Genomic DNA, 20,398 nt, shown 5'->3' on the forward strand with positions numbered 1-20,398 from the left:
CCGGCGGACACACGAGCCCCGGACGACGCGCGAGGGCGGTACAGGCCGCCGTGCAGCCCGTACCGCCCCCGGTGGCCGTGAGGACCCGTCAGGCCGAGGCCGGCGGATACAGCGACCGCGGCAGCTGCGCGGCCGCCGCCTCGTCCAGCAGCCACAGCGTGCGGGCCCGCCCGCGGGCGCCCGCGGCCGGAGCCTGGATCTCACCCGCGCCCGACAGCGCCATCGCCACCGCGTTGGCCTTGTCCTCACCCGCCGCGAGCAGCCAGACCTCGCGGGCCGAGCGGATCGCGGGCAGGGTGAGGGAGATCCGGGTGGGCGGCGGCTTCGGCGAGCCGTGCACCCCGATCACCGTGCGCTCGGTCTCCCGCACCCCCGGGTGCTCCGGGAACAGGGAGGCCACATGCGTGTCCGGGCCGACGCCGAGCATCAGCACGTCGAAGACCGGGACCGCGCCGTGGTTCTGCGGACCGGCCGCCCGGGCCAGTTCCTCGGCGTACGCCTCGGCCGCGGCCTCCACGTCCGTGCCGTACGGGCCGTCCGAGGCGGGCATCACGTGCACCCGCTCCGCATCCAGCGGTACGGCGTCCAGCAGTGCCTTGCGGGCCTGTGTCACATTGCGCTCGGGGTCGCCCTCCGGCAGGAACCGCTCGTCACCCCACCACAGGTCCAGCCGGCCCCAGTCGATGGCGTCGCGGGCGGGTGCGGCCGCCAGCGCGGCGAGCACCCCGTTGCCGTTGCGGCCCCCGGTCAGGACCACGTTCGCCGAGCCCGTCGAGGCCTGCGCGTCCACGATCCTGGTGATCAGCCGGGCCGCGGCGGCCTGCGCCATCAGCGCCTTGTCACGGTGGACGACCAGCTGCGGAGTGCTCATTTCGCCGCCGCCTTCCGGTTCGGGGACTTCCGCGCGGTCTTGGCGGCCGCCCGTCCCGCCGGCGCCTTGACCGCTTCCTCCTCGGGCGTCGCGACCGCGACCGGCTCCTGCGCGAAGTCCGCCGGGGCCGGTGCCGAGGCGAGCCGCGGGACGCCGTGACGCAGCGCCGAGGCGTAGGTGTCGTCCGGGTCCAGACGGCGCAGCTCCTCCGCGATCAGCTCGGCCGTCTCCCGGCGCTTCAGCGCCACCGCACGCTCCGGCTGCCCCTGGATGGACAGGGTGGCCAGCCGGCCGTCGGCGCGGTCCAGGGCGATCGGGCCGCAGGTGGTGTCCAGGCGGACCGCGGTCAGCCCCGGCCCGGCGGACACCGAACGCTTCACCGGCACCTGCAGCCGGTCCGCGAGCCACATCGCCAGCAGCTCGCAGCTCGGGTTGGACTCCTCGCCCACCACCTCGACGGAGCGGACCTCGCAGGTGACCTGGTCCAGGGCAGCCGCCAGGAGGGAACGCCACGGCGTGATCCGGGTCCACGCCAGGTCCGTGTCGCCGGGGGTGTAGGCCTCGGCCCGCGCCGCCAGCTCCCGCAGCGGGTCCTCGCAGGCGTAGCTGTCGGTGACGCGGCGCTGCGCCAGCGCGCCCAGCGGGTCCCGGGCCGGGTCCAGCGGGCCGTTCACCGGCCACCACACGACGACGGGCGCGTCCGGCAGCAGCAGCGGCAGCACCACCGACTGGGCGTGGTCGCAGACCTCGCCGTACAGCCGCAGCACCACCGTCTCGCCGGAGCCCGCGTCCGCGCCCACCCTCACCTCGGCGTCCAGCCGGGAGGAGGTGCGGTCGCGCAGGGTGCGCGAGACCCGGCGGATGACGACCAGGGTCCGCGAGGGGTGCTCGCGGGAGGCGTCGCCGGCGGCCTTGAGGGCGTCGTACGCGTTCTCCTCGTCGGTGACGATGACGAGGGTCAGGACCATGCCCACGGCCGGGGTGCCGATGGCCCGGCGGCCGTCCACCAGGGCCTTGTTGATCTTGCTTGCCGTGGTGTCGGTCAGGTCTATCTTCATGGCCGGCGCCAGCTCCGTCCGTCTCGTGCGAGCATCTCGTCCGCCTCGGCGGGCCCCCACGTCCCGGACGGGTACTGCGCGGGCTGTCCGTGTGCCTCCCAGTACTCCTCGATCGGGTCGAGGATCTTCCAGGACAGCTCGACCTCCTCCGTGCGAGGGAAGAGGTTGGCGTCACCCAGCAGCACGTCCAGGATGAGGCGCTCGTACGCCTCGGGGCTGGACTCGGTGAAGGACTCGCCGTAGGCGAAGTCCATCGTCACGTCCCGGATCTCCATCGAGGTGCCCGGCACCTTGGAGCCGAAGCGCACGGTGACGCCCTCGTCGGGCTGGACGCGGATGACGACCGCGTTCTGGCCCAGCTCCTCCGTCGCCGTGGTGTCGAACGGGGAGTGCGGGGCGCGCTGGAAGACGACCGCGATCTCGGTGACGCGGCGGCCGAGCCGCTTGCCGGTGCGCAGGTAGAAGGGGACACCCGCCCAGCGGCGGTTGTCGATCTCCAGCTTGATCGCCGCGTAGGTCTCGGTTGTCGACTTCTTGTCGATGCCCTCTTCCTCGAGGTAGCCGATGACCTTCTCGCCGCCCTGCCAGCCGGCCGCGTACTGACCGCGCACCGTCGAGGCGCCCAGGTCCTTGGGCAGCCGCACCGCCCCGAGCACCTTCGCCTTCTCCGCGGCGAGCGCGGCGGCGTCGAAGGAGGCGGGCTCCTCCATCGCGGTCAGCGCCATCAGCTGCAGCAGATGGTTCTGGATGACGTCCCGGGCGGCGCCGATGCCGTCGTAGTAGCCGGCCCGGCCGCCGATGCCGATGTCCTCGGCCATGGTGATCTGCACATGGTCCACGAAGGACCGGTTCCAGACCGGCTCGAACATCTGGTTGGCGAAGCGCAGCGCCAGGATGTTCTGGACGGTCTCCTTGCCCAGGTAGTGGTCGATGCGGAAGACCTGGTCCGGGGCGAACACCTCGTGGACGATCCTGTTCAGCTCCTCGGCGGACCGCAGATCGTGGCCGAAGGGCTTCTCGATGACCGCGCGCCGCCAGGAACCGCCGGTCTGGTCGGCCAGTCCGTGCTTCTTCAGCTGCTGGATGACGACAGGGAAGGACCGCGGCGGCACCGACAGGTAGAAGGCGAAGTTGCCGCCCGTGCCCTGTGCCTTGTCCAGGTCCTCGATCGTGCTGCGCAGCCGCTCGAAGGCCTCGTCGTCCTCGAACGTGCCCTGCACGAAGCGCATGCCCTGGCTGAGCTGCTGCCAGACCTCCTCGCGGAACGGGGTGCGCGCATGCTCCTTGACCGCGTCGTGCACGACCTGCGCGAAGTCCTCGTCCTCCCAGTCCCGCCGGGCGAAGCCGACGAGCGAGAAGCCCGGCGGCAGCAGCCCCCGGTTGGCCAGGTCGTACACGGCCGGCATCAGCTTCTTGCGGGACAGGTCGCCGGTGACGCCGAAGATCACCAGGCCCGACGGCCCCGCGATGCGCGGGAGCCGTCGGTCTGCGGGGTCACGCAGCGGGTTGCCGCTGGTCAACGTGTCATCCCTCCGCCGGAGCAAGGCGCTCCAGCTCTGCCTCGGTCGACTTCAGCAGGTCGTTCCAGGAGGCCTCGAACTTCTCGACGCCCTCGTCCTCCAGGACCTGGACCACCTCGTCGTAGGAGATGCCGAGCTTCTCCAGCGCGTCCAGGTCGGCACGGGCCTGCTCGTAGGTGCCCTTGATCGCGTCGCCGCGGATCTCACCGTGGTCCTCGGTGGCCAGCAGCGTGACCTCGGGCATGGTGTTCACCGTGTTCGGCGCGACCAGCTCCTCGACGTACAGGGTGTCCCGGTACGCCTTGTCCTTCACGCCGGTGGACGCCCACAGCGGACGCTGCCGGTTGGCGCCGGCGTTCTCCAGCGTGCTCCAGCGCTCGGAGGAGAAGACCTCCTCGTAGGCCTGGTAGGCCAGCCGCGCGTTGGCCACGGCCGCCTTGCCGCGCAGCGCCTTGGCCTCGTCGGTGCCCAGCTGGTCCAGGCGCCGGTCGATCTCGGTGTCCACACGGGAGACGAAGAACGACGCCACCGAGTGGATCTTCGACAGGTCCAGGCCCTTCTCCCGGGCCTTCTCCAGGCCGGTGAGGTAGGCGTCCATGACCGCGCGGTAGCGCTCCAGGGAGAAGATCAGCGTGACGTTGACGCTGATGCCCTTGGCGATCGTCTCGGTGATCGCCGGGAGACCGGCCCGGGTGGCCGGGATCTTGATGAACGTGTTGGGCCGGTCCACCAGCCAGGCCAGCTGCTTGGCCTCGGCGACCGTCGCCCGCGTGTTGTGCGCCAGGCGCGGGTCGACCTCGATGGACACCCGGCCGTCCTTGCCGTCGGTCGCGTCGAACAGCGGGCGCAGGATGTCGGCGGCGTCCCGCACGTCCGCCGTGGTGATCATGCGGATCGCCTCTTCCACGGTGACCTTGCGGGCGGCGAGGTCCGCCAGCTGCTGCTCGTAGCCGTCGCCGCTGCTGATGGCCTTCTGGAAGATGGTCGGGTTGGTGGTGACGCCCACGACGTGCTGCTGGTCGATCAGCTCGGCGAGGTTGCCGGACGTGATCCGCTTGCGCGACAGGTCGTCCAGCCAGATCGCCACGCCTTCGTCGGAGAGGCGCTTGAGTGCGTCTGTCATGGAAATTGCATCTCCTACGTGTCGTATATGAGCGTCAGCGCTGAGCGGCGGCGAGAGATTCCTTGGCCTTTGCGGCCACGTTCTCGGCGGTGAAGCCGAATTCCTTGAACAGCAGCTTGCCGTCGGCGGACGCACCGAAGTGCTCCAGGGAGACGATCCGTCCGGCGTCTCCCACGTACCGGTGCCAGGACAGGCCCACACCGGCCTCCACCGCGACACGCGCCCTGACGGCAGGCGGCAGGACGCTGTCCCGGTACCCCTGGTCCTGCTCCTCGAACCACTCGATGCACGGCATGGACACCACACGGGTGGGGATGCCCTCGGCCTGCAGCTGCTCCCGGGCCGCCACGGCGACCTGCACCTCGGAGCCGGTGGCGATCAGCAGGACCCGCGGCTCGCCGCCCTCGGCCTCGAACAGGACGTAGCCGCCGCGCGCGGCGTTGTCGTCGGGCTCGTAGACGGGCACGCCCTGCCGGGTCAGCGCCAGGCCGTGCGGCTGGCCCTTGCCGTACTCCTTGGTCCAGCGCTTGAGGATCTCCCGCCAGGCGATCGCGGTCTCGTTGGCGTCGGCCGGGCGGACGATGTTCAGGTTCGGGATGGCGCGCAGCGAGGCCAGGTGCTCCACCGGCTGGTGGGTGGGGCCGTCCTCGCCCAGGCCGATGGAGTCGTGCGTCCACACGTACGTCACCGGCAGGTGCATCAGGGCCGACAGGCGCACCGCGTTGCGCATGTAGTCGGAGAACACCAGGAAGGTGCCGCCGTAGATGCGGGTGTTGCCGTGCAGGGCGATGCCGTTCATCTCCGCGGCCATCGCGTGCTCGCGGATGCCGAAGTGGACGGTGCGGCCGTACGGGTCGGCCTCGGGCAGCGGGTTGCCCTTCGGCAGGAACGACGACGTCTTGTCGATGGTGGTGTTGTTCGAGCCGGCCAGGTCGGCGGAGCCGCCCCACAGCTCGGGGATCACCGCGCCGAGGGCCTGCAGCACCTTGCCGGAGGCGGCGCGGGTGGCGACCGACTTGCCGGCCTCGAACACCGGGATCTTCTCGGCCCAGCCGGTGGGCAGCTCGCCCTTGGCGATCCGGTCGAACTCGGCGGCGCGCTCGGCGTTGGCCTCACGCCAGGCCTGGAAGGACTTCTCCCACTCCTCGCGGGCCTGCCGGCCGCGCTCGACCGCCTTGCGGGTGTGGGCGATGACCTCGTCGGCGACCTCGAAGTGCTTGTCCGGGTCGAAGCCGAGGACGCGCTTGGTGGCCGCGACCTCCTCCTCGCCCAGCGCCGAGCCGTGCGCGGCCTCGGTGTTCTGCGCGTTCGGGGCCGGCCAGGCGATGATCGAGCGCATCGCGATGAACGACGGCTTGTCCGTGACCTTCTTCGCCTCCTGGATGGCGGCGTAGATGGCGCGCGGGTCCAGGTCGCCGTTCTCCTGCGGCTCCACCCGCTGCACGTGCCAGCCGTAGGACTCGTACCGCTTGACGGTGTCCTCGGACACGGCCGTGGCGGTGTCGCCCTCGATCGAGATGTGGTTGTCGTCCCACAGCAGGATCAGGTTGCCCAGCTTCTGATGCCCCGCCAGCGAGGACGCCTCGGCGGAGATGCCCTCCTGCAGGCAGCCGTCACCGGCGATGCAGTAGACGTAGTGGTCGAAGGGCGAGGTGCCCTCCGGCGCGTCGGGGTCGAACAGGCCGCGCTCGTAGCGGGCGGCCATCGCCATGCCCACCGCGTTGGCCACACCCTGGCCCAGCGGGCCCGTGGTGGTCTCCACGCCCGCGGTGTGCCCGTACTCCGGGTGACCGGGGGTCTTCGAACCCCAGGTGCGGAACGCCTTCAGGTCGTCCAGCTCCAGACCGAAGCCCGCCAGGTACAGCTGCGTGTACAGGGTCAGGGAGGAGTGGCCGGCGGACAGCACGAAGCGGTCGCGCCCCACCCACTGCGGATCGGACGGGTCGTGCCGCATCACCTTCTGGAACAAGGTGTAGGCCGCGGGCGCCAGGCTCATCGCCGTACCGGGATGGCCGTTGCCGACCTTCTGTACGGCATCGGCGGCCAGGACACGCGCGGTGTCCACCGCACGCTGGTCCAGCTCGGTCCACTCGAGGTCTGTGGTGGTCGGCTTGGTGCTCACCCTGAGTCAGGGCTCCTCTCCACATGTCGGATGCCGGTGCACTTGACCACGCACCGGCGGCCGGCGTTCTTCGCGCCGGCCGGCATCGATGAGCCTACCCCCGTAACAACGTGCATTTTTTCGAGTGATTCCAGACTGCCGGGAGTTGGTGAAATCCGCCTCTCGACTCGCGCGTTCCGTATTCGGCACGTGAAAAGGAAGCCGCTCATTCGATCGCTCATTCGAGCTGGTCCGTGCCCGTCGGACAACTCCCCGCCCGCGTGTCTGTGCAGGTGCGCCGCAGTGGCCCGCGGGGGCGGCGGAGGCTGCCCGGCGGGCCGTGCGGTCAACACGACCCCACCCCCGCGAAAGTCCGGGTCTGGGCAACGTCTACAGTGGCGTGGTACGCGCGAGCCTTTACCGTGAGTTCACGGGGGCGGGGGCTCGCTGGGATGTCTCTGTCAGGGGTGTGCGTGACGGCCGTAGAATCCCGTCCAGCGGGTGCGGGCACTGCCCATGCCGTTCAGGCGATGGGGGAACTCGGTGCGGGCCACAGTCCGGACCACCGGCCGTTCGGGGCCCGCCTGAAGGCGTTCGTGGCGCTGACCAAGCCGCGGATCATCGAACTGCTGCTGATCACCACCGTTCCGGTGATGTTCCTGGCGCAGCAGGGCGTGCCCGACATGAAACTCGTGCTGCTCACCTGTGTCGGCGGCTACCTGTCCGCGGGCGGCGCCAACGCCCTGAACATGTACATCGACCGGGACATCGACGCGGTGATGGACCGCACCTCGCAGCGGCCGCTGGTCACCGGAATGGTCAGCCCGCGCGAGTGCCTGGTCTTCGGCATCACCCTGGGGATCGTCTCCACGCTCCTCTTCGGTTTCACCGTCAACTGGCTGTCGGCGTGGCTGTCGCTCGGGGCGCTGCTGTTCTACGTCGTGGTCTACACGATGATCCTCAAGCGGCGTACCTCACAGAACATCGTCTGGGGCGGCATCGCCGGCTGCATGCCGGTGCTGATCGGCTGGTCCTCGGTCACCAACTCGATGTCGTGGGCGCCCGTCATCCTCTTCGTCGTCATGTTCTTCTGGACGCCGCCGCACTACTGGCCGCTGTCCATGAAGGTCAAGGACGACTACGCCCGGGTGGGCGTGCCGATGCTGCCGGTCATCGCCGGCAACAAGGTCGTCGCCAAGCAGATCGTCATCTACAGCTGGGCGATGGTCCTCGTCTCGCTGCTGCTGACCCCGCTCGGTTACACGGGCTGGTTCTACACGGTGGTCGCGCTGGCGGCCGGCGGCTTCTGGCTGTGGGAGGCGCACGCGCTGCAGAACCGGGCCAAGGCCGAGGTGACGGGCGCGAAGCTGAAGGAGATGCGGCTGTTCCACTGGTCCATCACCTACGTGTCGATCCTGTTCCTTGCGGTCGCGGTGGACCCCTTCCTGCGGTAGCCCGCACGCGGCGCATCCGTCGCCGCGCAGCGCTGCCCGACGGGCGGGGTGGGTGGTCAAGGCCACCCACCCCGCCCGTCGCCGTTTCCGCTACTCATGGGTAGTCTCGGGCCATGGCAGAGACGCAACAGGCTGACACCAAGGCCGACCGCACGGCGGCCCGCCTCGCCCACCGCATCGGCTCCTTCTCCAAGGCCCACGGCGGCGCCGAGGGACAGGTCGCGTACATCGGACAGCGCGGCGCCCGGATCGTCCTCGTCGGCGAGGACGGCGCCTGGGGTGACATCGTGGCCCCGAGCTACGCCATCGCTGAGAAGGCTGTGCAGAAGGCGGGGATCACCGTCCACGAGGCGTTCGACGGCGCCCTGGCGGCCAAGGTGAAGACGGGCCGCTACGAGTGGACCCGCATGGCGGGCATCCAGGTGGGCGGCCCGCGTAACCGCTGAGCCGGTCCCCGTGTGACGAGAACGACGCTGGGCCTCGACGCGGACGAGCACGAGGCCCAGCCGGCCGTGGTGGGGCCGCCCGCGCAGGGACACGGCGCCCTGCATCACTTCATGGCCCGTTCCTCGCGCACGTTCTTCCACCGCCCGCGAGTCACCGACAGGCCCCTCGCCCACGCACCCGCACTGGCCGGCTGACTCGGACGAGGCCGCTGTTCGCGCCTCACCGACTCCTCGGATGGTGTCGAACGGACAACGTCTCGCCGGTCGGAGAGCGGTTGAGCGTCCGTCCGCGGGCATCCGCGGGCCTGGGGAGCGAACTCGCTGTGCGTTCGGCTTGTCGGCCTGCCGGCCTGCCGGCCTCGGCCGGCCGGGGTACGGAATGCGCGGCTCGTGGGGCGAGTTGTGCGGAAGCATGAAGGCAGTCGGAGTTCTCGAGTTCGGTGGTCCCGACGTTCTGCGGGTGCTGGATCTGCCCGAGCCGCAGGCGGGGCCGGGTGAGGTCCGTGTCAGTGTGCACGCGGCCGCGGTCAGTCCGACCGACGTTCTGCTGCGGACCGGCGGTCATGCCGTCCGCATGCCCGGTCGCCGGCCTCCGTTCGTGCCGGGCATGGACGCGGCCGGAGTGATCGACCAGCTGGGGCCCGCAACCGGCGGCCGGCTGGCCGTGGGCCAGCGGGTCGTCGCCCTGGTGCCGTTCACCGGTCCGCACGGCGGTGCCTACGCGGAGCAGGTCGTGGTGCCCGCCGCGTCGGTGGTGCCGGCGCCGGCGGGGGTGGGTTTCCCGGAGGCGTCCACCCTGTTGATGAACGCCATGACCGCGCGTCTCGCCCTGGACGTGCTGGCCGTGCCGCGCGGTGGCACGGTCGCGGTGACCGGTGCCGCCGGCGCCGTGGGCGGGTACGCGGTAGAGCTGGCCAAGGCCGACGGGCTGACCGTGATCGCCGACGCGGCCGAGGGCGATGCCGCGGTGGTCCGCGGCTTCGGGGCGGACCATGTCGTCGAGCGCGGCAGCGGTGTCGCCGCGCGGATCCGGGAGTGCGTGCCCGGGGGAGTGGATGCGCTGGTCGACGGGTCGATGCAGACCACCGAGGTGGTGCCCGCGATCCGTGACGGCGGGGCCCTGGCCGAACTGCGGGGCTGGTCCGGGCCGGCCGGGCGGGGCATCCGGGTGCACCCGGTGATGGTGTCCGACCGGCTGGAGGACATCGCGGGCCTGGACGCCCTGTGCCGTCTGGCCGAGAAGGGCGTGCTGACGCTGCGCGTCGCCGAGGTGCTGCCCGCGCACGAAGCGGCCAGGGCACACCGTCTGCTGGAGGCCGGCGGCCTGCGGGGGAGGGTGGTGCTGGACTTCTCCTGAAGACCCCGGCGAACGGGGCGGCGGCACAGGGGAGCACCCGGCGGCCGTACGGTGTACGGTCCTGAGCGGCTCCCCGGCCGCCTACGCCTTGCTGAGCGCGGCCTCGGCGGACCGCTCCGGCGGCTGAGCCGGTTCCGTCGCCGGCCGCTCGCGCAGCGACAGCAGCACCCGCAGGACGGCGATCCAGATCAGCGCCGAACCGAGCATGTGCAGGCCGACCAGGAACTCCGGCAGCTTGGTGAAGTACTGGACGTAGCCCAGGACACCCTGCAGGAGCAGCACGACGAAGAGGTCCCGGGTGCGCCGCAGCGGTCCCTGCGGCGCGTCCACCGCCTTGAGCACGAACCACAGGGCGAAGGTCAGCGTGACCACGACCCAGGCGAGCACGGCGTGCAGTTTCGCCACGGTCTCCCAGTTCACCGGCATGCGGGGAACGTCGCTGGAGTCGCCCGCGTGCGGACCCGCGCCGGTGACCACGGTACCCACCAGGATCAGCAGCACGGTGGCGGCCACCAGGAACCACACCAGCTGTACCACCGACGCGCCGACCAGGGGCCGGGGCGCCGCGTCGCCCTCCTTCGCGCGCTGCCACATCAGCACGGCGACGGTGATGAGCGCGGTGGTGGCCATGAAGTGCACGGCGACCGTGTACGGGTTCAGGCCGACGAGGACCACGACGCCGCCGATGACGGCGTTGCTCATGACGACCCAGAACTGGGCCCAGCCCAGCCGGGTCAGGCTGCGCCGCCGCGGCTTCTGCGAGCGCGCCGCGACGATCGCCCAGCCGACCGCCGCGCACAGGACGTAGGTCAGCATGCGGTTGCCGAACTCGATGGCGCCGTGGAAGCCCATCGCACTGGTCGCGGCCAGCGAGTCGTCGGTGCACTTGGGCCAGGTCGGGCAGCCGAGCCCGGAGCTGGTCAGGCGCACGGCACCGCCCGTGACGACGAGGACGACCGCCATCACGAGGGCGGCCAGGGCCGCCCGCCGGACGGTCTCGGGCCGCGGGGTCCAGCGTGCGGCGATGAAGGCGAGCGGGTTGCGCACGGCGGATACGGCGTCGGCGCGGGTCAGCTTTGGCACGCGTCCCATGGTAGGGGTCCGCTTGTGCATGCTTTCACGAGGGTCGCTCCGAGCCGTGTCCATGGGATGCCTCCCGTTCTCATTCCCAGCGGAAGCACTTCGCCGCGGCCGCCAGCCCCGCGACCGCCCAGACGGCGAGGATCCCCAGGTCGCCCCATGGCATGCCGGCGCCGTGCCGCAGCACGTCCCGCAGCCCGTCCGACAGGGCGGAGATCGGCAGCAGGCCGAGCACGCCCTGGGCGCCGGAGGGGAACTTGTCGAGCGGCACGATCACCCCGCCGCCCACCAGCAGCAGCAGGAACACCAGATTCGCGGCGGCCAGCGTGGCCTCGGCCTTCAGCGTCCCGGCCATGAGCAGGCCCAGCCCGGAGAAGGCGGCCGTGCCGAGCACGAGCAGCAGCACCACCGCGAGCGGGTTGCCGTGCGGGGACCAGCCCAGCGCGACAGCGATCACGGTCAGCAGGACGACCTGGAGCACCTCGGTCACCAGCACCGACGCCGTCTTGGCGGTCATCAGGCCCCAGCGGGGCAGCGGTGAGGCGGCCAGCCGCTTCAGCACGCCGTAGCGGCGCTCGAAGCCGGTGGCGATGGCCTGCCCGGTGAACGCCGTCGACATCACCGCGAGCGCCAGCACGCCGGGTGTGAGGAAGTCCACGGACCGGCCCGCCCCGGTGTCCACGATGTCCACCGAGCTGAACAGCACCAGCAACAGCGTCGGGATGACCACGGTGAGCAGCAGCTGCTCGCCGTTGCGCAGCAGCATCTTCGTCTCCAGCGCCGCCTGCGCCGCGATCATGCGGGGCAGCGGGGCCGCGCCCGGCCGGGGCGCGTACCTGCCGGTGCGGGGGGAGGTGGCGGTGGTCACGAGCGCAGCTCCTTGCCGGTCAGCTCCAGGAAGACGTCCTCCAGAGTGTGCCGCTCGACCGCGATCCGGTCGGGCATCACGCCGTGCTGCGCGCACCAGGACGTCACTGTCGCGAGCAGCTGCGGGCCGACCTCGCCGTCGACCCGGTAGGTGCCCGGCGTCACCTCGGCGGCCGAGCAGTCGTCGGGCAGCGCCTTGAGCAGGGAGGTGATGTCCAGGCCGGGCCGGCCGGTGAAACGCAGGGTGTTCTCGGCGCCGCCGCGGCACAGCTCCTCGGGAGAGCCCTGGGCGATGACCTTGCCGGCGTCCACGATGGCGACGTCGTCGGCGAGCTCCTCGGCCTCGTCCATGGCGTGCGTGGTGAGGATCACGGACACCCCGTCGGCGCGCAGGTCGCGCACCAGGTCCCAGGTGGCCCGGCGGGCCTGCGGGTCGAGCCCGGCGGTCGGCTCGTCGAGGAAGACCAGCTCGGGCCGGCCGACCACGGCCATGGCGAGCGCCAGCCGCTGCTTCTGCCCGCCGGACAGCCGGCGGTAGCTGGTGCGCCCGCAGCTGCCCAGACCCAGCCGTTCGATCAGCTCGTCGACGTCCAGCGGGTGGGCGTGCAGCCTGGCGACGTGCCGCAGCATCTCCTCGGCGCGGGCCCCGGAGTAGACGCCTCCGGACTGCAGCATCACCCCGATGCGGGGACGCAACTGCGCGGCCTGGCCGACGGGATCGAGGCCCAGGACGCGCACCGTGCCGGAGTCCGGCTTCCGGTACCCCTCGCAGGTCTCGACCGTGGTCGTCTTGCCGGCGCCGTTGGGGCCGAGGACGGCGGTCACGCCCGGCCGGGCCACCAGGTCGAGGCCGTCCACCGCGGTCTTCGTGCCGTACCGCTTCACCAGGGCCTGGACCTGGACCACGGGCTCACTTCGCATGGGACCAGAGTCTAGGGACACGGCGGGCCCCTCAGTCGCGGGGGTGCCCGGCGGCCTGCTCGCGGGGACGGTGGGCCGGGAGCCGCCGCTCGGCGTAGGCCACCGCGTCCGCCAGCGGGAACAGCCGCGCCGTGGCCGCCCCGACGCGGCCGCGCACCACCGGACGGTCCCGTTCGAAGTCCCGGCCCAGCTCGTCGAACCGGTCGGCGCTGATCGACACCTCGGTCACCTCCTCCCAGCCCCGCGGCCCGGGGCGGCCCACGCGGACGCGGGGCGCCGGGATGCGGTATTCGGCCAGATGGAAGCAGGTGCAGGCGTCGTATCCGCAGCCGAGCAGCAGCACCCGGGCGCCCGCGGGCTCCAGGGCGGCCGGCGGGCTGTGCTCGCCCGGGCGGCAGTCGGGGGCGTGGCCGGCGGTGATCTCGGCGGCGCGCGGCCCGACGGCTGCGGACGACGTCTGCGGATGCGCGCTGCGCCGGGCGCCCGGCCAGGTCCGCACGGTCTCGGGGATCACCCCGGCCCCGAGGGTGGGGGTCACCCGCGGGTCGAAGGCGGGCATCGCGGCCCGGATCACCTCCCACCACTGCTCGGGCACCGGCGGGTTGCTCCACTGCGCGGGGTCGGACAGATGGCCGGAATGCGCGGGCACCACCAGGGTGCCGTCCGGGCCGAGCGCGTCCAGGAGGGCCCGCACGACGGCGACGGCGCCGCCGCAGACCCAGCCGAGCGAGCTGAGGGAGGAGTGCACCAGGAGCAGCTCGCCGGGGCGCACCCCGAGGTCGCGCAGCTGGCGGGCGAGCGAGGTGCGGGTGACGAGAGGGCCGGTCGGAAGGGGTGCGGGCATGGGCAGCAGTCTCGCGCACCGCACGGCCGGAGGGGTGCTTGCGGACGGCCGGTTCTTTTCCGCAGGTCGGCTTAGGTCTGCCTTAGTGATGCACGGCACCGCCCGGCCGGGGGGAGGCCGCTTGTCACTGTCCGAGGAATTACGCAACAATGGCGTTGTGAAAAACGTCGGCGTGGCTCGGGAGGCCCCCCAGGGGGCCCCGCAGGACGAGTTCGCGGCCGGGTTGCGCGCGGATCGCTCCACCCGCAACCGGGTCGCGCGGTCCATCCTGGACCACGGCCCGTCGACCGTCGCCGAGCTGGCCGGACGGCTGGGTCTGACCCAGGCGGCCGTACGGCGCCACCTGGACGCCCTGGTCGCCGACGACGTGGTCGAGGCGCGAGACCGCCGGGTGTACGGGACGCGTACGCGCGGTCGGCCCGCCAAGGTGTTCGCGCTCACCGACTGCGGCCGGGACGCCTTCGACCAGTCCTACGACCAGCTGGCCGTGGCCGCGCTGCGCTGGATCGCCGAGCGGGAGGGCGGCCGCGCCGCGGTCGCCGCCTTCGCCCGGGCCCGGTTCGCCGCGCAGGCCGGCGCGTACCGTGAGGCGATCGAGAGGGCAGGCCCCGGACGGCGCGCCGAAGCACTGGCCAAGGCGCTGAGTGCGGACGGGTACGCTGCTACAACGCGCAGCGCGCCCCTCCCGCAGCAGGGCGAGCAGCTCTGCCAGCACCACTGCCCGGTCGCCCACGTCGCGGAACAGTTCCCGCAGCTGTGCGAGGCGGAGACGGAGGTCTTCGCCGAACTGCTGGGAACCCACGTCCAGCGGCTGGCGACCATCGCCCACGGCGACGGCGTCTGCACGACGTTCATCCCCAAGATTTCCGACTCCAGCGACACCGCATCTGCTAGCACGGCCGGGAGGAACCCCGCATGACTCTCCCCACGGAGACTGCCCACCCCGAACTCGAGGGCCTGGGCACGTACGAATACGGCTGGGCCGACCGGGACGTGGCCGGCGCGACGGCGCGTCGCGGCCTGGACGAGGACGTCGTCCGGGACATCTCCGCCAAGAAGTCCGAGCCGGAATGGATGACCAAGCTCCGCCTCAAGGGCCTGCGGCTCTTCGAGAAGAAGCCCCTGCCGAACTGGGGCTCGGACCTGTCGGGGATCGACTTCGACAACATCAAGTACTTCGTGCGCTCCACGGAGAAGCAGGCGGAGTCCTGGGAGGACCTGCCCGAGGACATCAAGAACACCTACGACAAGCTGGGCATCCCCGAGGCGGAGAAGAAGCGCCTGGTGGCCGGTGTCGCCGCCCAGTACGAGTCGGAGGTCGTCTACCACCAGATCCGCGAGGACCTGGAGCAGCAGGGCGTCATCTTCCTCGACACCGACACCGCGCTGAAGGAGCACCCGGAGCTCTTCAAGGAGTACTTCGGCACCGTCATCCCGGCCGGTGACAACAAGTTCGCCGCGCTGAACACCGCCGTGTGGTCCGGCGGCTCCTTCATCTACGTGCCGCCGGGTGTGCACGTGGAGATCCCGCTGCAGGCCTACTTCCGCATCAACACGGAGAACATGGGCCAGTTCGAGCGGACCCTGATCATCGTCGACGAGGGTGCCTACGTGCACTACGTCGAGGGCTGCACCGCGCCGATCTACAAGAGCGACTCCCTGCACAGCGCGGTCGTCGAGATCATCGTCAAGAAGAACGCCCGCTGCCGCTACACGACCATCCAGAACTGGTCGAACAACGTCTACAACCTGGTCACCAAGCGCGCCGTGGCCTACGAGGGCGCGACCATGGAGTGGATCGACGGCAACATCGGCTCCAAGGTGACGATGAAGTACCCGGCCGTCTACCTGATGGGCGAGCACGCCAAGGGCGAGACGCTGTCCATCGCCTTCGCCGGCGAGGGCCAGCACCAGGACGCCGGCGCCAAGATGGTCCACATGGCGCCGAACACGTCGTCCAACATCGTCTCCAAGTCGGTGGCGCGCGGCGGCGGCCGCACCTCCTACCGCGGTCTGATCGAGATCGGCGAGGGCGCCCCCGGCTCCAAGTCGAACGTGCTGTGCGACGCGCTGCTGGTGGACACCATCTCCCGGTCCGACACCTACCCCTACGTCGACGTCCGCGAGGACGACGTGTCCATGGGCCACGAGGCCACCGTCTCCAAGGTCTCCGAGGACCAGCTCTTCTACCTGATGAGCCGCGGTCTGAGCGAGGACGAGGCGATGGCGATGATCGTGCGCGGCTTCGTCGAGCCGATCGCCAAGGAGCTGCCCATGGAGTACGCGCTGGAGCTCAACCGGCTGATCGAGCTGCAGATGGAGGGCGCGGTCGGCTGACCGCCGCCGCAGCACCCCCGTCAGGCCCATACGCAACGGAAAGCGAGCATTACGACAGCCATGGCTGAGGCCCAGAACTCTCCCACCCCCGTGGGATCCACCACCGCGGGCCAGATCGCGGTCGCCGCCGAGTCGACCGTGGCCACGCGGATGAGCGCGCCGCCGTCCTTCGACGTGGCGGACTTCCCCGTCCCGCACGGCCGCGAGGAGGAGTGGCGGTTCACCCCGCTGGAGCGCCTTCGCGGCCTGCACGACGGCACGGCCGTCGCCGCGGGCCAGGGCGTGAAGGTCGTCGTCGAGGCGCCCGAGGGTGTCACCGTCGAGACCGTCGGCCGTGACGACGCCCGGCTCGGCAAGGCCGGCACCCCCGTGGACCGCGTCGCCGCCCAGGCGTACTCCGCCTTCGAGCAGGCGTCCGTCGTGACCGTGCCGAAGGAGACCCAGCTCACCGAGCCGATCCGCATCGCGGTGCACGGCGAGGGCGGCGCCGCCTTCGGCCACCAGGTCGTCGAGCTGGGCGCGTTCGCCGAGGCCGTCGTCGTCATCGACCACACCGGTGACGCGGTGCTCGCCGCGAACATCGACTACGTCCTCGGCGACGGCGCCAAGCTCACCGTCGTCTCCGTCCAGGACTGGGACGACCGGGCCGTCCACGTCGCCCAGCACAACGCGCTGGTCGGGCGGGACGCCTCCTTCAAGTCCGTGGTCGTCACCTTCGGCGGCGACCTGGTCCGGCTGCACCCGCGGGTGACCTACGCCGGGCCCGGCGGCGAGGCCGAGCTGTACGGCCTGTACTTCACCGACGCCGGGCAGCACCAGGAGCACCGGCTCTTCGTCGACCACAGCGCCCCGCACTGCAAGTCGAACGTCGCCTACAAGGGCGCGCTGCAGGGCGAGGACGCGCACGCGGTGTGGATCGGTGACGTGCTCATCGAGGCCAGGGCCGAGGGCACCGACACCTACGAGATGAACCGGAACCTGGTGCTCACCGACGGCGCCCGGGTCGACTCCGTCCCCAACCTGGAGATCGAGACCGGCGAGATCGTCGGCGCCGGCCACGCCTCCGCCACCGGCCGCTTCGACGACGAGCAGCTGTTCTACCTGATGGCCCGCGGCATCCCGGAGAACGAGGCCCGCCGCCTGGTGGTCCGCGGCTTCTTCGCGGAGCTGGTCCAGCAGATCGGTGTGCAGGACATCGAGGAGCGCCTGCTCACCAAGATCGAACAGGAGCTGGAGGCCTCGGTCGCATGAGCAACGCCTTCGTACGTGTCTGCGGGCTGAGCGAGCTGGAGGACGACACCCCGAAACGGGTGGAGATCGACGGCACGCCCGTGTCCGTGGTGCGCACCGAGGGCGAGGTGTTCGCGATCTACGACATCTGCTCGCACGCGAACGTCTCGCTGTCGGAGGGCGAGGTCGACGACTGCCACATCGAGTGCTGGCTGCACGGCTCGCGCTTCGACCTCCGTTCCGGTAAGCCCGACGCACTTCCGGCGACGCGTCCCGTCCCCGTATACCCCGTAAAGATCGAAGGGGACGACGTGCTCGTCTCCCTCTCCCAGGAGTCCTGAGGCACCCATGGCAACGCTTGAAATCCGAGACCTGCACGTCACCGTCGAGGCCGACAACGCCACGAAGGAGATCCTCAAGGGCGTCGACCTGACCGTGAAGCAGGGTGAGACGCACGCCATCATGGGCCCCAACGGCTCGGGCAAGTCGACCCTCGCCTACTCGCTGGCCGGTCACCCCAAGTACACCGTCACCGGCGGCACGGTCACCCTCGACGGCGAGGACGTGCTGGCGATGTCGGTCGACGAGCGTGCCCGCGCGGGCCTGTTCCTGGCGATGCAGTACCCGGTGGAGGTCCCGGGCGTCTCCGTCTCCAACTTCCTGCGCACCTCCGCCACCGCGGTCCGCGGCGAGGCCCCCAAGCTGCGCACCTGGGTCAAGGAGGTCAAGGAGACCATGGAGCGTCTCCACATGGACCCCTCCTTCGCCGAGCGCAACGTCAACGAGGGCTTCTCCGGCGGTGAGAAGAAGCGCCACGAGATCCTCCAGCTGGAGCTGCTCAAGCCGAAGATCGCGATCCTCGACGAGACCGACTCCGGTCTGGACGTCGACGCGCTGCGCATCGTCTCCGAGGGCGTCAACCGCGTCCGCGAGACCGGCCAGGTCGGCACCCTGCTCATCACCCACTACACGCGCATCCTGCGCTACATCAAGCCCGACCACGTCCATGTGTTCGCCGACGGCCGGGTCGTGGAGTCCGGTGGGCCGGAGCTGGCGGACAAGCTGGAGAACGAGGGCTACGAGGCGTACGTGAAGGGTGGCGTATCCGCGTGACACAGCTGCCGGGCCTCCTCGACACCGAGGCGATCCGCAAGGACTTCCCGACCCTGGACCGGCTGGTCCACGACGGCCGGAAGCTGGTGTACCTGGACAATGCGGCGACCTCGCAGACGCCGCGCCAGGTGCTCGATGTGCTCTCCGAGTACTACGAACAGCACAACGCCAACGTCCACCGCGGCGTGCACGTGCTGGCCGAGGAGGCCACGGCGCTGTACGAGGGCGCGCGCGACAAGGTCGCGGCGTTCATCAACGCGCCCAGCCGGGACGAGGTGGTGTTCACCAAGAACGCCTCCGAGTCGCTGAACCTCGTGGCGAACATGCTCGGCTGGGCCGACGAGCCCTACCGGGTGGACGCCGACACCGAGATCGTCATCACCGAGATGGAGCACCACTCCAACATCGTTCCCTGGCAGCTGCTCTCGCAGCGCACGGGCGCGAAGCTGAAGTGGTTCGGCCTGACCGACGACGGACGTCTGGACCTGTCGAACATCGAGGAGATCATCACGGAGAAGACGAAGATCGTCTCCTTTGTGCTGGTGTCCAACATCCTCGGCACCGTCAACCCGGTCGAGCAGATCGTCCGCCGCGCCCAGGAGGTCGGCGCCCTGGTCTGCATCGACGCCTCCCAGGCGGCGCCGCACATGCCGCTGGACGTGCAGGCTCTCCAGGCCGACTTCGTGGCCTTCACCGGCCACAAGATGTGCGGTCCGACCGGCATCGGTGTGTTGTGGGGCCGTCAGGAACTCCTGGAGGACCTGCCTCCGTTCCTGGGCGGCGGCGAGATGATCGAGACGGTGTCGATGCACTCCTCGACCTACGCGCCGGCGCCGCACAAGTTCGAGGCCGGCACCCCGCCGATCGCGCAGGCGGTCGGCCTGGGCGCGGCCATCGACTACCTGAACTCCATCGGCATGGAGAAGATCCTCGCCCACGAGCACGCGCTCACCGAGTACGCGGTGAAGCGGCTCGCCGAGGTCCCCGATCTGAAGATCATCGGCCCGGCCACGGCCGAGGACCGCGGCGCGGCGATCTCCTTCACGCTCGGTGACATCCACCCGCATGATGTGGGCCAGGTCCTGGACGAGCAGGGCATCGCGGTGCGCGTGGGCCACCACTGCGCCCGCCCGGTGTGCCTCCGCTACGGAATTCCTGCGACCACGCGGGCGTCGTTCTATCTGTACTCCACGCCGGCCGAGATCGACGCTCTGGTCGACGGCCTGGAGCACGTACGGAACTTCTTCGGATGAGGGGCTGAGGCGTGAAGCTGGACTCCATGTACCAGGACGTCATCCTGGACCACTACAAGAACCCCCACGGGCGGGGGCTCAGGGATGGCGACGCCGAGGTGCACCACGTGAACCCGACGTGCGGCGACGAGATCACGCTTCGCGTCAAGTACGACGGCACGACGATCCAGGACGTCTCGTACGAGGGGCAAGGCTGTTCCATCAGCCAGGCGTCGGCCTCCGTGCTGAACGATCTCCTCGTCGGCAAGGACCTCGCCGAGGCGCAGAAGATCCAGGAGACGTTCCTGGAGCTGATGCAGTCCAAGGGCAGGATCGAGCCCGACGAGGCGATGGAGGACGTGCTGGAGGACGCGGTGGCCTTCGCCGGCGTCTCCAAGTACCCCGCGCGGGTCAAGTGCGCCCTGCTGAGCTGGATGGCGTGGAAGGACGCGACGGCCCAGGCGCTGGCCGGCGCCGAGGCCGAAAGGAAGACGGCATGAGCGACACGGCCCAGATGAAGCCGGTCTCGGAGGAGGAACTCCGCGAGGCCCTGATGGACGTCGTCGACCCCGAGCTGGGCATCGACGTCGTCAACCTGGGGCTGGTCTACGGCATCCACATCGACGACTCCAACGTGGCCACCGTCGACATGACCCTCACCTCGGCGGCCTGCCCGCTGACCGACGTCATCGAGGACCAGGCCCGGTCCGCGACCGAGGGCATCGTCAACGAGCTGCGCATCAACTGGGTCTGGATGCCGCCGTGGGGCCCCGACAAGATCACCGACGAGGGCCGCGAGCAGCTGCGCGCGCTCGGGTTCAACGTCTGACACACCGCTGGAGCA

At 70.8% G+C, this 20,398-nt stretch carries 21 protein-coding genes; 12 read left to right on the forward strand and 9 right to left on the reverse strand.

Annotated elements, in window-relative coordinates:
• Window positions 1–88 precede the first annotated feature (88 nt).
• The 5 genes from pgl to tkt are packed head-to-tail and all read right to left on the reverse strand — an operon-like array spanning window position 89 to window position 6,694.
• The gene (gene pgl, locus IE286_RS04605; RefSeq protein ID WP_189795299.1) at window positions 89–871 is read right to left on the reverse strand and encodes a 6-phosphogluconolactonase; all 783 of its coding nucleotides are present in this window, start codon (window positions 869–871) and stop codon (window positions 89–91) included.
• Complete coding sequence (opcA, locus tag IE286_RS04610) at window positions 868–1,929, reverse strand: glucose-6-phosphate dehydrogenase assembly protein OpcA (RefSeq protein ID WP_189795300.1); 1,062 nt, start codon at window positions 1,927–1,929, stop codon at window positions 868–870. Before opcA ends, pgl begins: the two co-directional genes overlap by 4 nt.
• Window positions 1,926–3,449, reverse strand: a complete 1,524-nt coding sequence (zwf, locus tag IE286_RS04615; protein WP_189795301.1) for a glucose-6-phosphate dehydrogenase — start codon at window positions 3,447–3,449, stop codon at window positions 1,926–1,928. Before zwf ends, opcA begins: the two co-directional genes overlap by 4 nt.
• 4 nt (window positions 3,450–3,453) lie before the next feature.
• Complete coding sequence (gene tal, locus IE286_RS04620; RefSeq protein ID WP_189795302.1) at window positions 3,454–4,572, reverse strand: transaldolase; 1,119 nt, start codon at window positions 4,570–4,572, stop codon at window positions 3,454–3,456.
• A 34-nt stretch (window positions 4,573–4,606) separates the two neighbouring features.
• Window positions 4,607–6,694 carry a transketolase gene (gene tkt, locus IE286_RS04625; RefSeq protein ID WP_189795303.1) on the reverse strand — a complete coding sequence of 696 codons (2,088 nt, stop codon included), beginning with the start codon at window positions 6,692–6,694 and terminating at the stop codon, window positions 4,607–4,609.
• Between the two features lie 446 nt (window positions 6,695–7,140).
• Between tkt and IE286_RS04630 the strand changes: the two genes are divergently transcribed.
• The 4 genes from IE286_RS04630 (at window position 7,141) to IE286_RS04645 (ending at window position 9,930) form a co-directional block, all read left to right on the forward strand.
• Entirely contained in the window at window positions 7,141–8,127 is a 987-nt protein-coding gene (locus tag IE286_RS04630) for a heme o synthase (protein WP_189795437.1), read from the forward strand.
• Window positions 8,128–8,240: 113 nt separating this feature from the next.
• Window positions 8,241–8,573 carry a hypothetical protein gene (locus IE286_RS04635; RefSeq protein WP_189795304.1) on the forward strand — a complete coding sequence of 111 codons (333 nt, stop codon included), beginning with the start codon at window positions 8,241–8,243 and terminating at the stop codon, window positions 8,571–8,573.
• 12 nt (window positions 8,574–8,585) lie between these two features.
• A complete protein-coding gene (locus tag IE286_RS04640) occupies window positions 8,586–8,768 on the forward strand; it encodes a hypothetical protein (protein WP_189795305.1) in 183 nt (60 codons plus the stop codon).
• Between the two features lie 217 nt (window positions 8,769–8,985).
• Complete coding sequence (locus IE286_RS04645) at window positions 8,986–9,930, forward strand: NADP-dependent oxidoreductase (RefSeq protein WP_189795306.1); 945 nt, start codon at window positions 8,986–8,988, stop codon at window positions 9,928–9,930.
• 81 nt (window positions 9,931–10,011) lie between these two features.
• Here IE286_RS04645 and IE286_RS04650 read toward each other — a convergent pair whose 3' ends face one another.
• From IE286_RS04650 to IE286_RS04665, 4 genes are all read right to left on the reverse strand, one after another.
• Complete coding sequence (locus IE286_RS04650) at window positions 10,012–11,022, reverse strand: COX15/CtaA family protein (RefSeq protein ID WP_229861944.1); 1,011 nt, start codon at window positions 11,020–11,022, stop codon at window positions 10,012–10,014.
• Between the two features lie 70 nt (window positions 11,023–11,092).
• Window positions 11,093–11,809: an ABC transporter permease gene (locus tag IE286_RS04655; RefSeq protein ID WP_229861972.1), complete on the reverse strand. Its 717-nt coding sequence runs from the start codon at window positions 11,807–11,809 to the stop codon at window positions 11,093–11,095.
• Window positions 11,810–11,874: 65 nt separating this feature from the next.
• Window positions 11,875–12,798: an ABC transporter ATP-binding protein gene (locus tag IE286_RS04660; RefSeq protein WP_189795309.1), complete on the reverse strand. Its 924-nt coding sequence runs from the start codon at window positions 12,796–12,798 to the stop codon at window positions 11,875–11,877.
• A gap of 31 nt (window positions 12,799–12,829) precedes the next feature.
• Window positions 12,830–13,642 (reverse strand): AAC(3) family N-acetyltransferase, encoded by an 813-nt coding sequence (locus IE286_RS04665; RefSeq protein ID WP_189795310.1) that lies wholly within the window; start codon window positions 13,640–13,642, stop codon window positions 12,830–12,832.
• A gap of 157 nt (window positions 13,643–13,799) precedes the next feature.
• On the opposite strand from IE286_RS04665, the gene IE286_RS04670 reads away from it, so the two are divergent.
• Genes IE286_RS04670 through IE286_RS04705 form a run of 8 tightly spaced genes read left to right on the forward strand, consistent with a single transcriptional unit; the run spans window position 13,800 to window position 20,383 of the window.
• Window positions 13,800–14,561, forward strand: coding sequence for a helix-turn-helix transcriptional regulator (locus tag IE286_RS04670; protein WP_189795311.1), 762 nt, complete (start codon window positions 13,800–13,802; stop codon window positions 14,559–14,561).
• Complete coding sequence (sufB, locus tag IE286_RS04675) at window positions 14,558–15,979, forward strand: Fe-S cluster assembly protein SufB (RefSeq protein ID WP_189795312.1); 1,422 nt, start codon at window positions 14,558–14,560, stop codon at window positions 15,977–15,979. The genes IE286_RS04670 and sufB overlap by 4 nt, the downstream gene beginning before the upstream one ends.
• Before the next feature lie 60 nt (window positions 15,980–16,039).
• Entirely contained in the window at window positions 16,040–17,230 is a 1,191-nt protein-coding gene (sufD, locus tag IE286_RS04680; RefSeq protein ID WP_189795313.1) for a Fe-S cluster assembly protein SufD, read from the forward strand.
• On the forward strand, window positions 17,227–17,550 hold the full coding sequence (locus IE286_RS04685; protein WP_189795314.1) for a non-heme iron oxygenase ferredoxin subunit: 324 nt from the start codon (window positions 17,227–17,229) through the stop codon (window positions 17,548–17,550). Before sufD ends, IE286_RS04685 begins: the two co-directional genes overlap by 4 nt.
• A 7-nt stretch (window positions 17,551–17,557) precedes the next feature.
• Window positions 17,558–18,322, forward strand: coding sequence for a Fe-S cluster assembly ATPase SufC (gene sufC / locus IE286_RS04690; RefSeq protein ID WP_189795315.1), 765 nt, complete (start codon window positions 17,558–17,560; stop codon window positions 18,320–18,322).
• Window positions 18,319–19,575 (forward strand): cysteine desulfurase, encoded by a 1,257-nt coding sequence (locus tag IE286_RS04695; protein ID WP_189795316.1) that lies wholly within the window; start codon window positions 18,319–18,321, stop codon window positions 19,573–19,575. The genes sufC and IE286_RS04695 overlap by 4 nt, the downstream gene beginning before the upstream one ends.
• Window positions 19,576–19,586: 11 nt before the next feature.
• Complete coding sequence (gene sufU / locus IE286_RS04700; protein ID WP_189795317.1) at window positions 19,587–20,054, forward strand: Fe-S cluster assembly sulfur transfer protein SufU; 468 nt, start codon at window positions 19,587–19,589, stop codon at window positions 20,052–20,054.
• Window positions 20,051–20,383 carry a metal-sulfur cluster assembly factor gene (locus tag IE286_RS04705; RefSeq protein WP_125497462.1) on the forward strand — a complete coding sequence of 111 codons (333 nt, stop codon included), beginning with the start codon at window positions 20,051–20,053 and terminating at the stop codon, window positions 20,381–20,383. The genes sufU and IE286_RS04705 overlap by 4 nt, the downstream gene beginning before the upstream one ends.
• Window positions 20,384–20,398 lie beyond the last annotated feature (15 nt).

It is taken from the genome of Streptomyces thermodiastaticus (assembly GCF_014656135.1).
Taxonomy (GTDB): Bacteria; Actinomycetota; Actinomycetes; order Streptomycetales; family Streptomycetaceae; genus Streptomyces; species Streptomyces thermodiastaticus.

What these genes read in the sequence shown, in the direction of transcription:
- IE286_RS04635 (WP_189795304.1), top strand. Translation starts at nt 8,241, where the DNA reads ATGGCAGAGACGCAACAGGCTGACACCAAGGCCGACCGCACGGCGGCC.
- tal (WP_189795302.1), bottom strand. Translation starts at nt 4,572, where the DNA reads ATGACAGACGCACTCAAGCGCCTCTCCGACGAAGGCGTGGCGATCTGG.
- sufD (WP_189795313.1), top strand. Translation starts at nt 16,040, where the DNA reads ATGGCTGAGGCCCAGAACTCTCCCACCCCCGTGGGATCCACCACCGCG.
- IE286_RS04705 (WP_125497462.1), top strand. Translation starts at nt 20,051, where the DNA reads ATGAGCGACACGGCCCAGATGAAGCCGGTCTCGGAGGAGGAACTCCGC.
- IE286_RS04665 (WP_189795310.1), bottom strand. Translation starts at nt 13,642, where the DNA reads ATGCCCGCACCCCTTCCGACCGGCCCTCTCGTCACCCGCACCTCGCTC.
- pgl (WP_189795299.1), bottom strand. Translation starts at nt 871, where the DNA reads ATGAGCACTCCGCAGCTGGTCGTCCACCGTGACAAGGCGCTGATGGCG.
- IE286_RS04650 (WP_229861944.1), bottom strand. Translation starts at nt 11,022, where the DNA reads ATGGGACGCGTGCCAAAGCTGACCCGCGCCGACGCCGTATCCGCCGTG.
- IE286_RS04645 (WP_189795306.1), top strand. Translation starts at nt 8,986, where the DNA reads ATGAAGGCAGTCGGAGTTCTCGAGTTCGGTGGTCCCGACGTTCTGCGG.
- IE286_RS04660 (WP_189795309.1), bottom strand. Translation starts at nt 12,798, where the DNA reads ATGCGAAGTGAGCCCGTGGTCCAGGTCCAGGCCCTGGTGAAGCGGTAC.
- opcA (WP_189795300.1), bottom strand. Translation starts at nt 1,929, where the DNA reads ATGAAGATAGACCTGACCGACACCACGGCAAGCAAGATCAACAAGGCC.
- sufB (WP_189795312.1), top strand. Translation starts at nt 14,558, where the DNA reads ATGACTCTCCCCACGGAGACTGCCCACCCCGAACTCGAGGGCCTGGGC.
- IE286_RS04685 (WP_189795314.1), top strand. Translation starts at nt 17,227, where the DNA reads ATGAGCAACGCCTTCGTACGTGTCTGCGGGCTGAGCGAGCTGGAGGAC.
- sufC (WP_189795315.1), top strand. Translation starts at nt 17,558, where the DNA reads ATGGCAACGCTTGAAATCCGAGACCTGCACGTCACCGTCGAGGCCGAC.
- IE286_RS04655 (WP_229861972.1), bottom strand. Translation starts at nt 11,809, where the DNA reads ATGATCGCGGCGCAGGCGGCGCTGGAGACGAAGATGCTGCTGCGCAAC.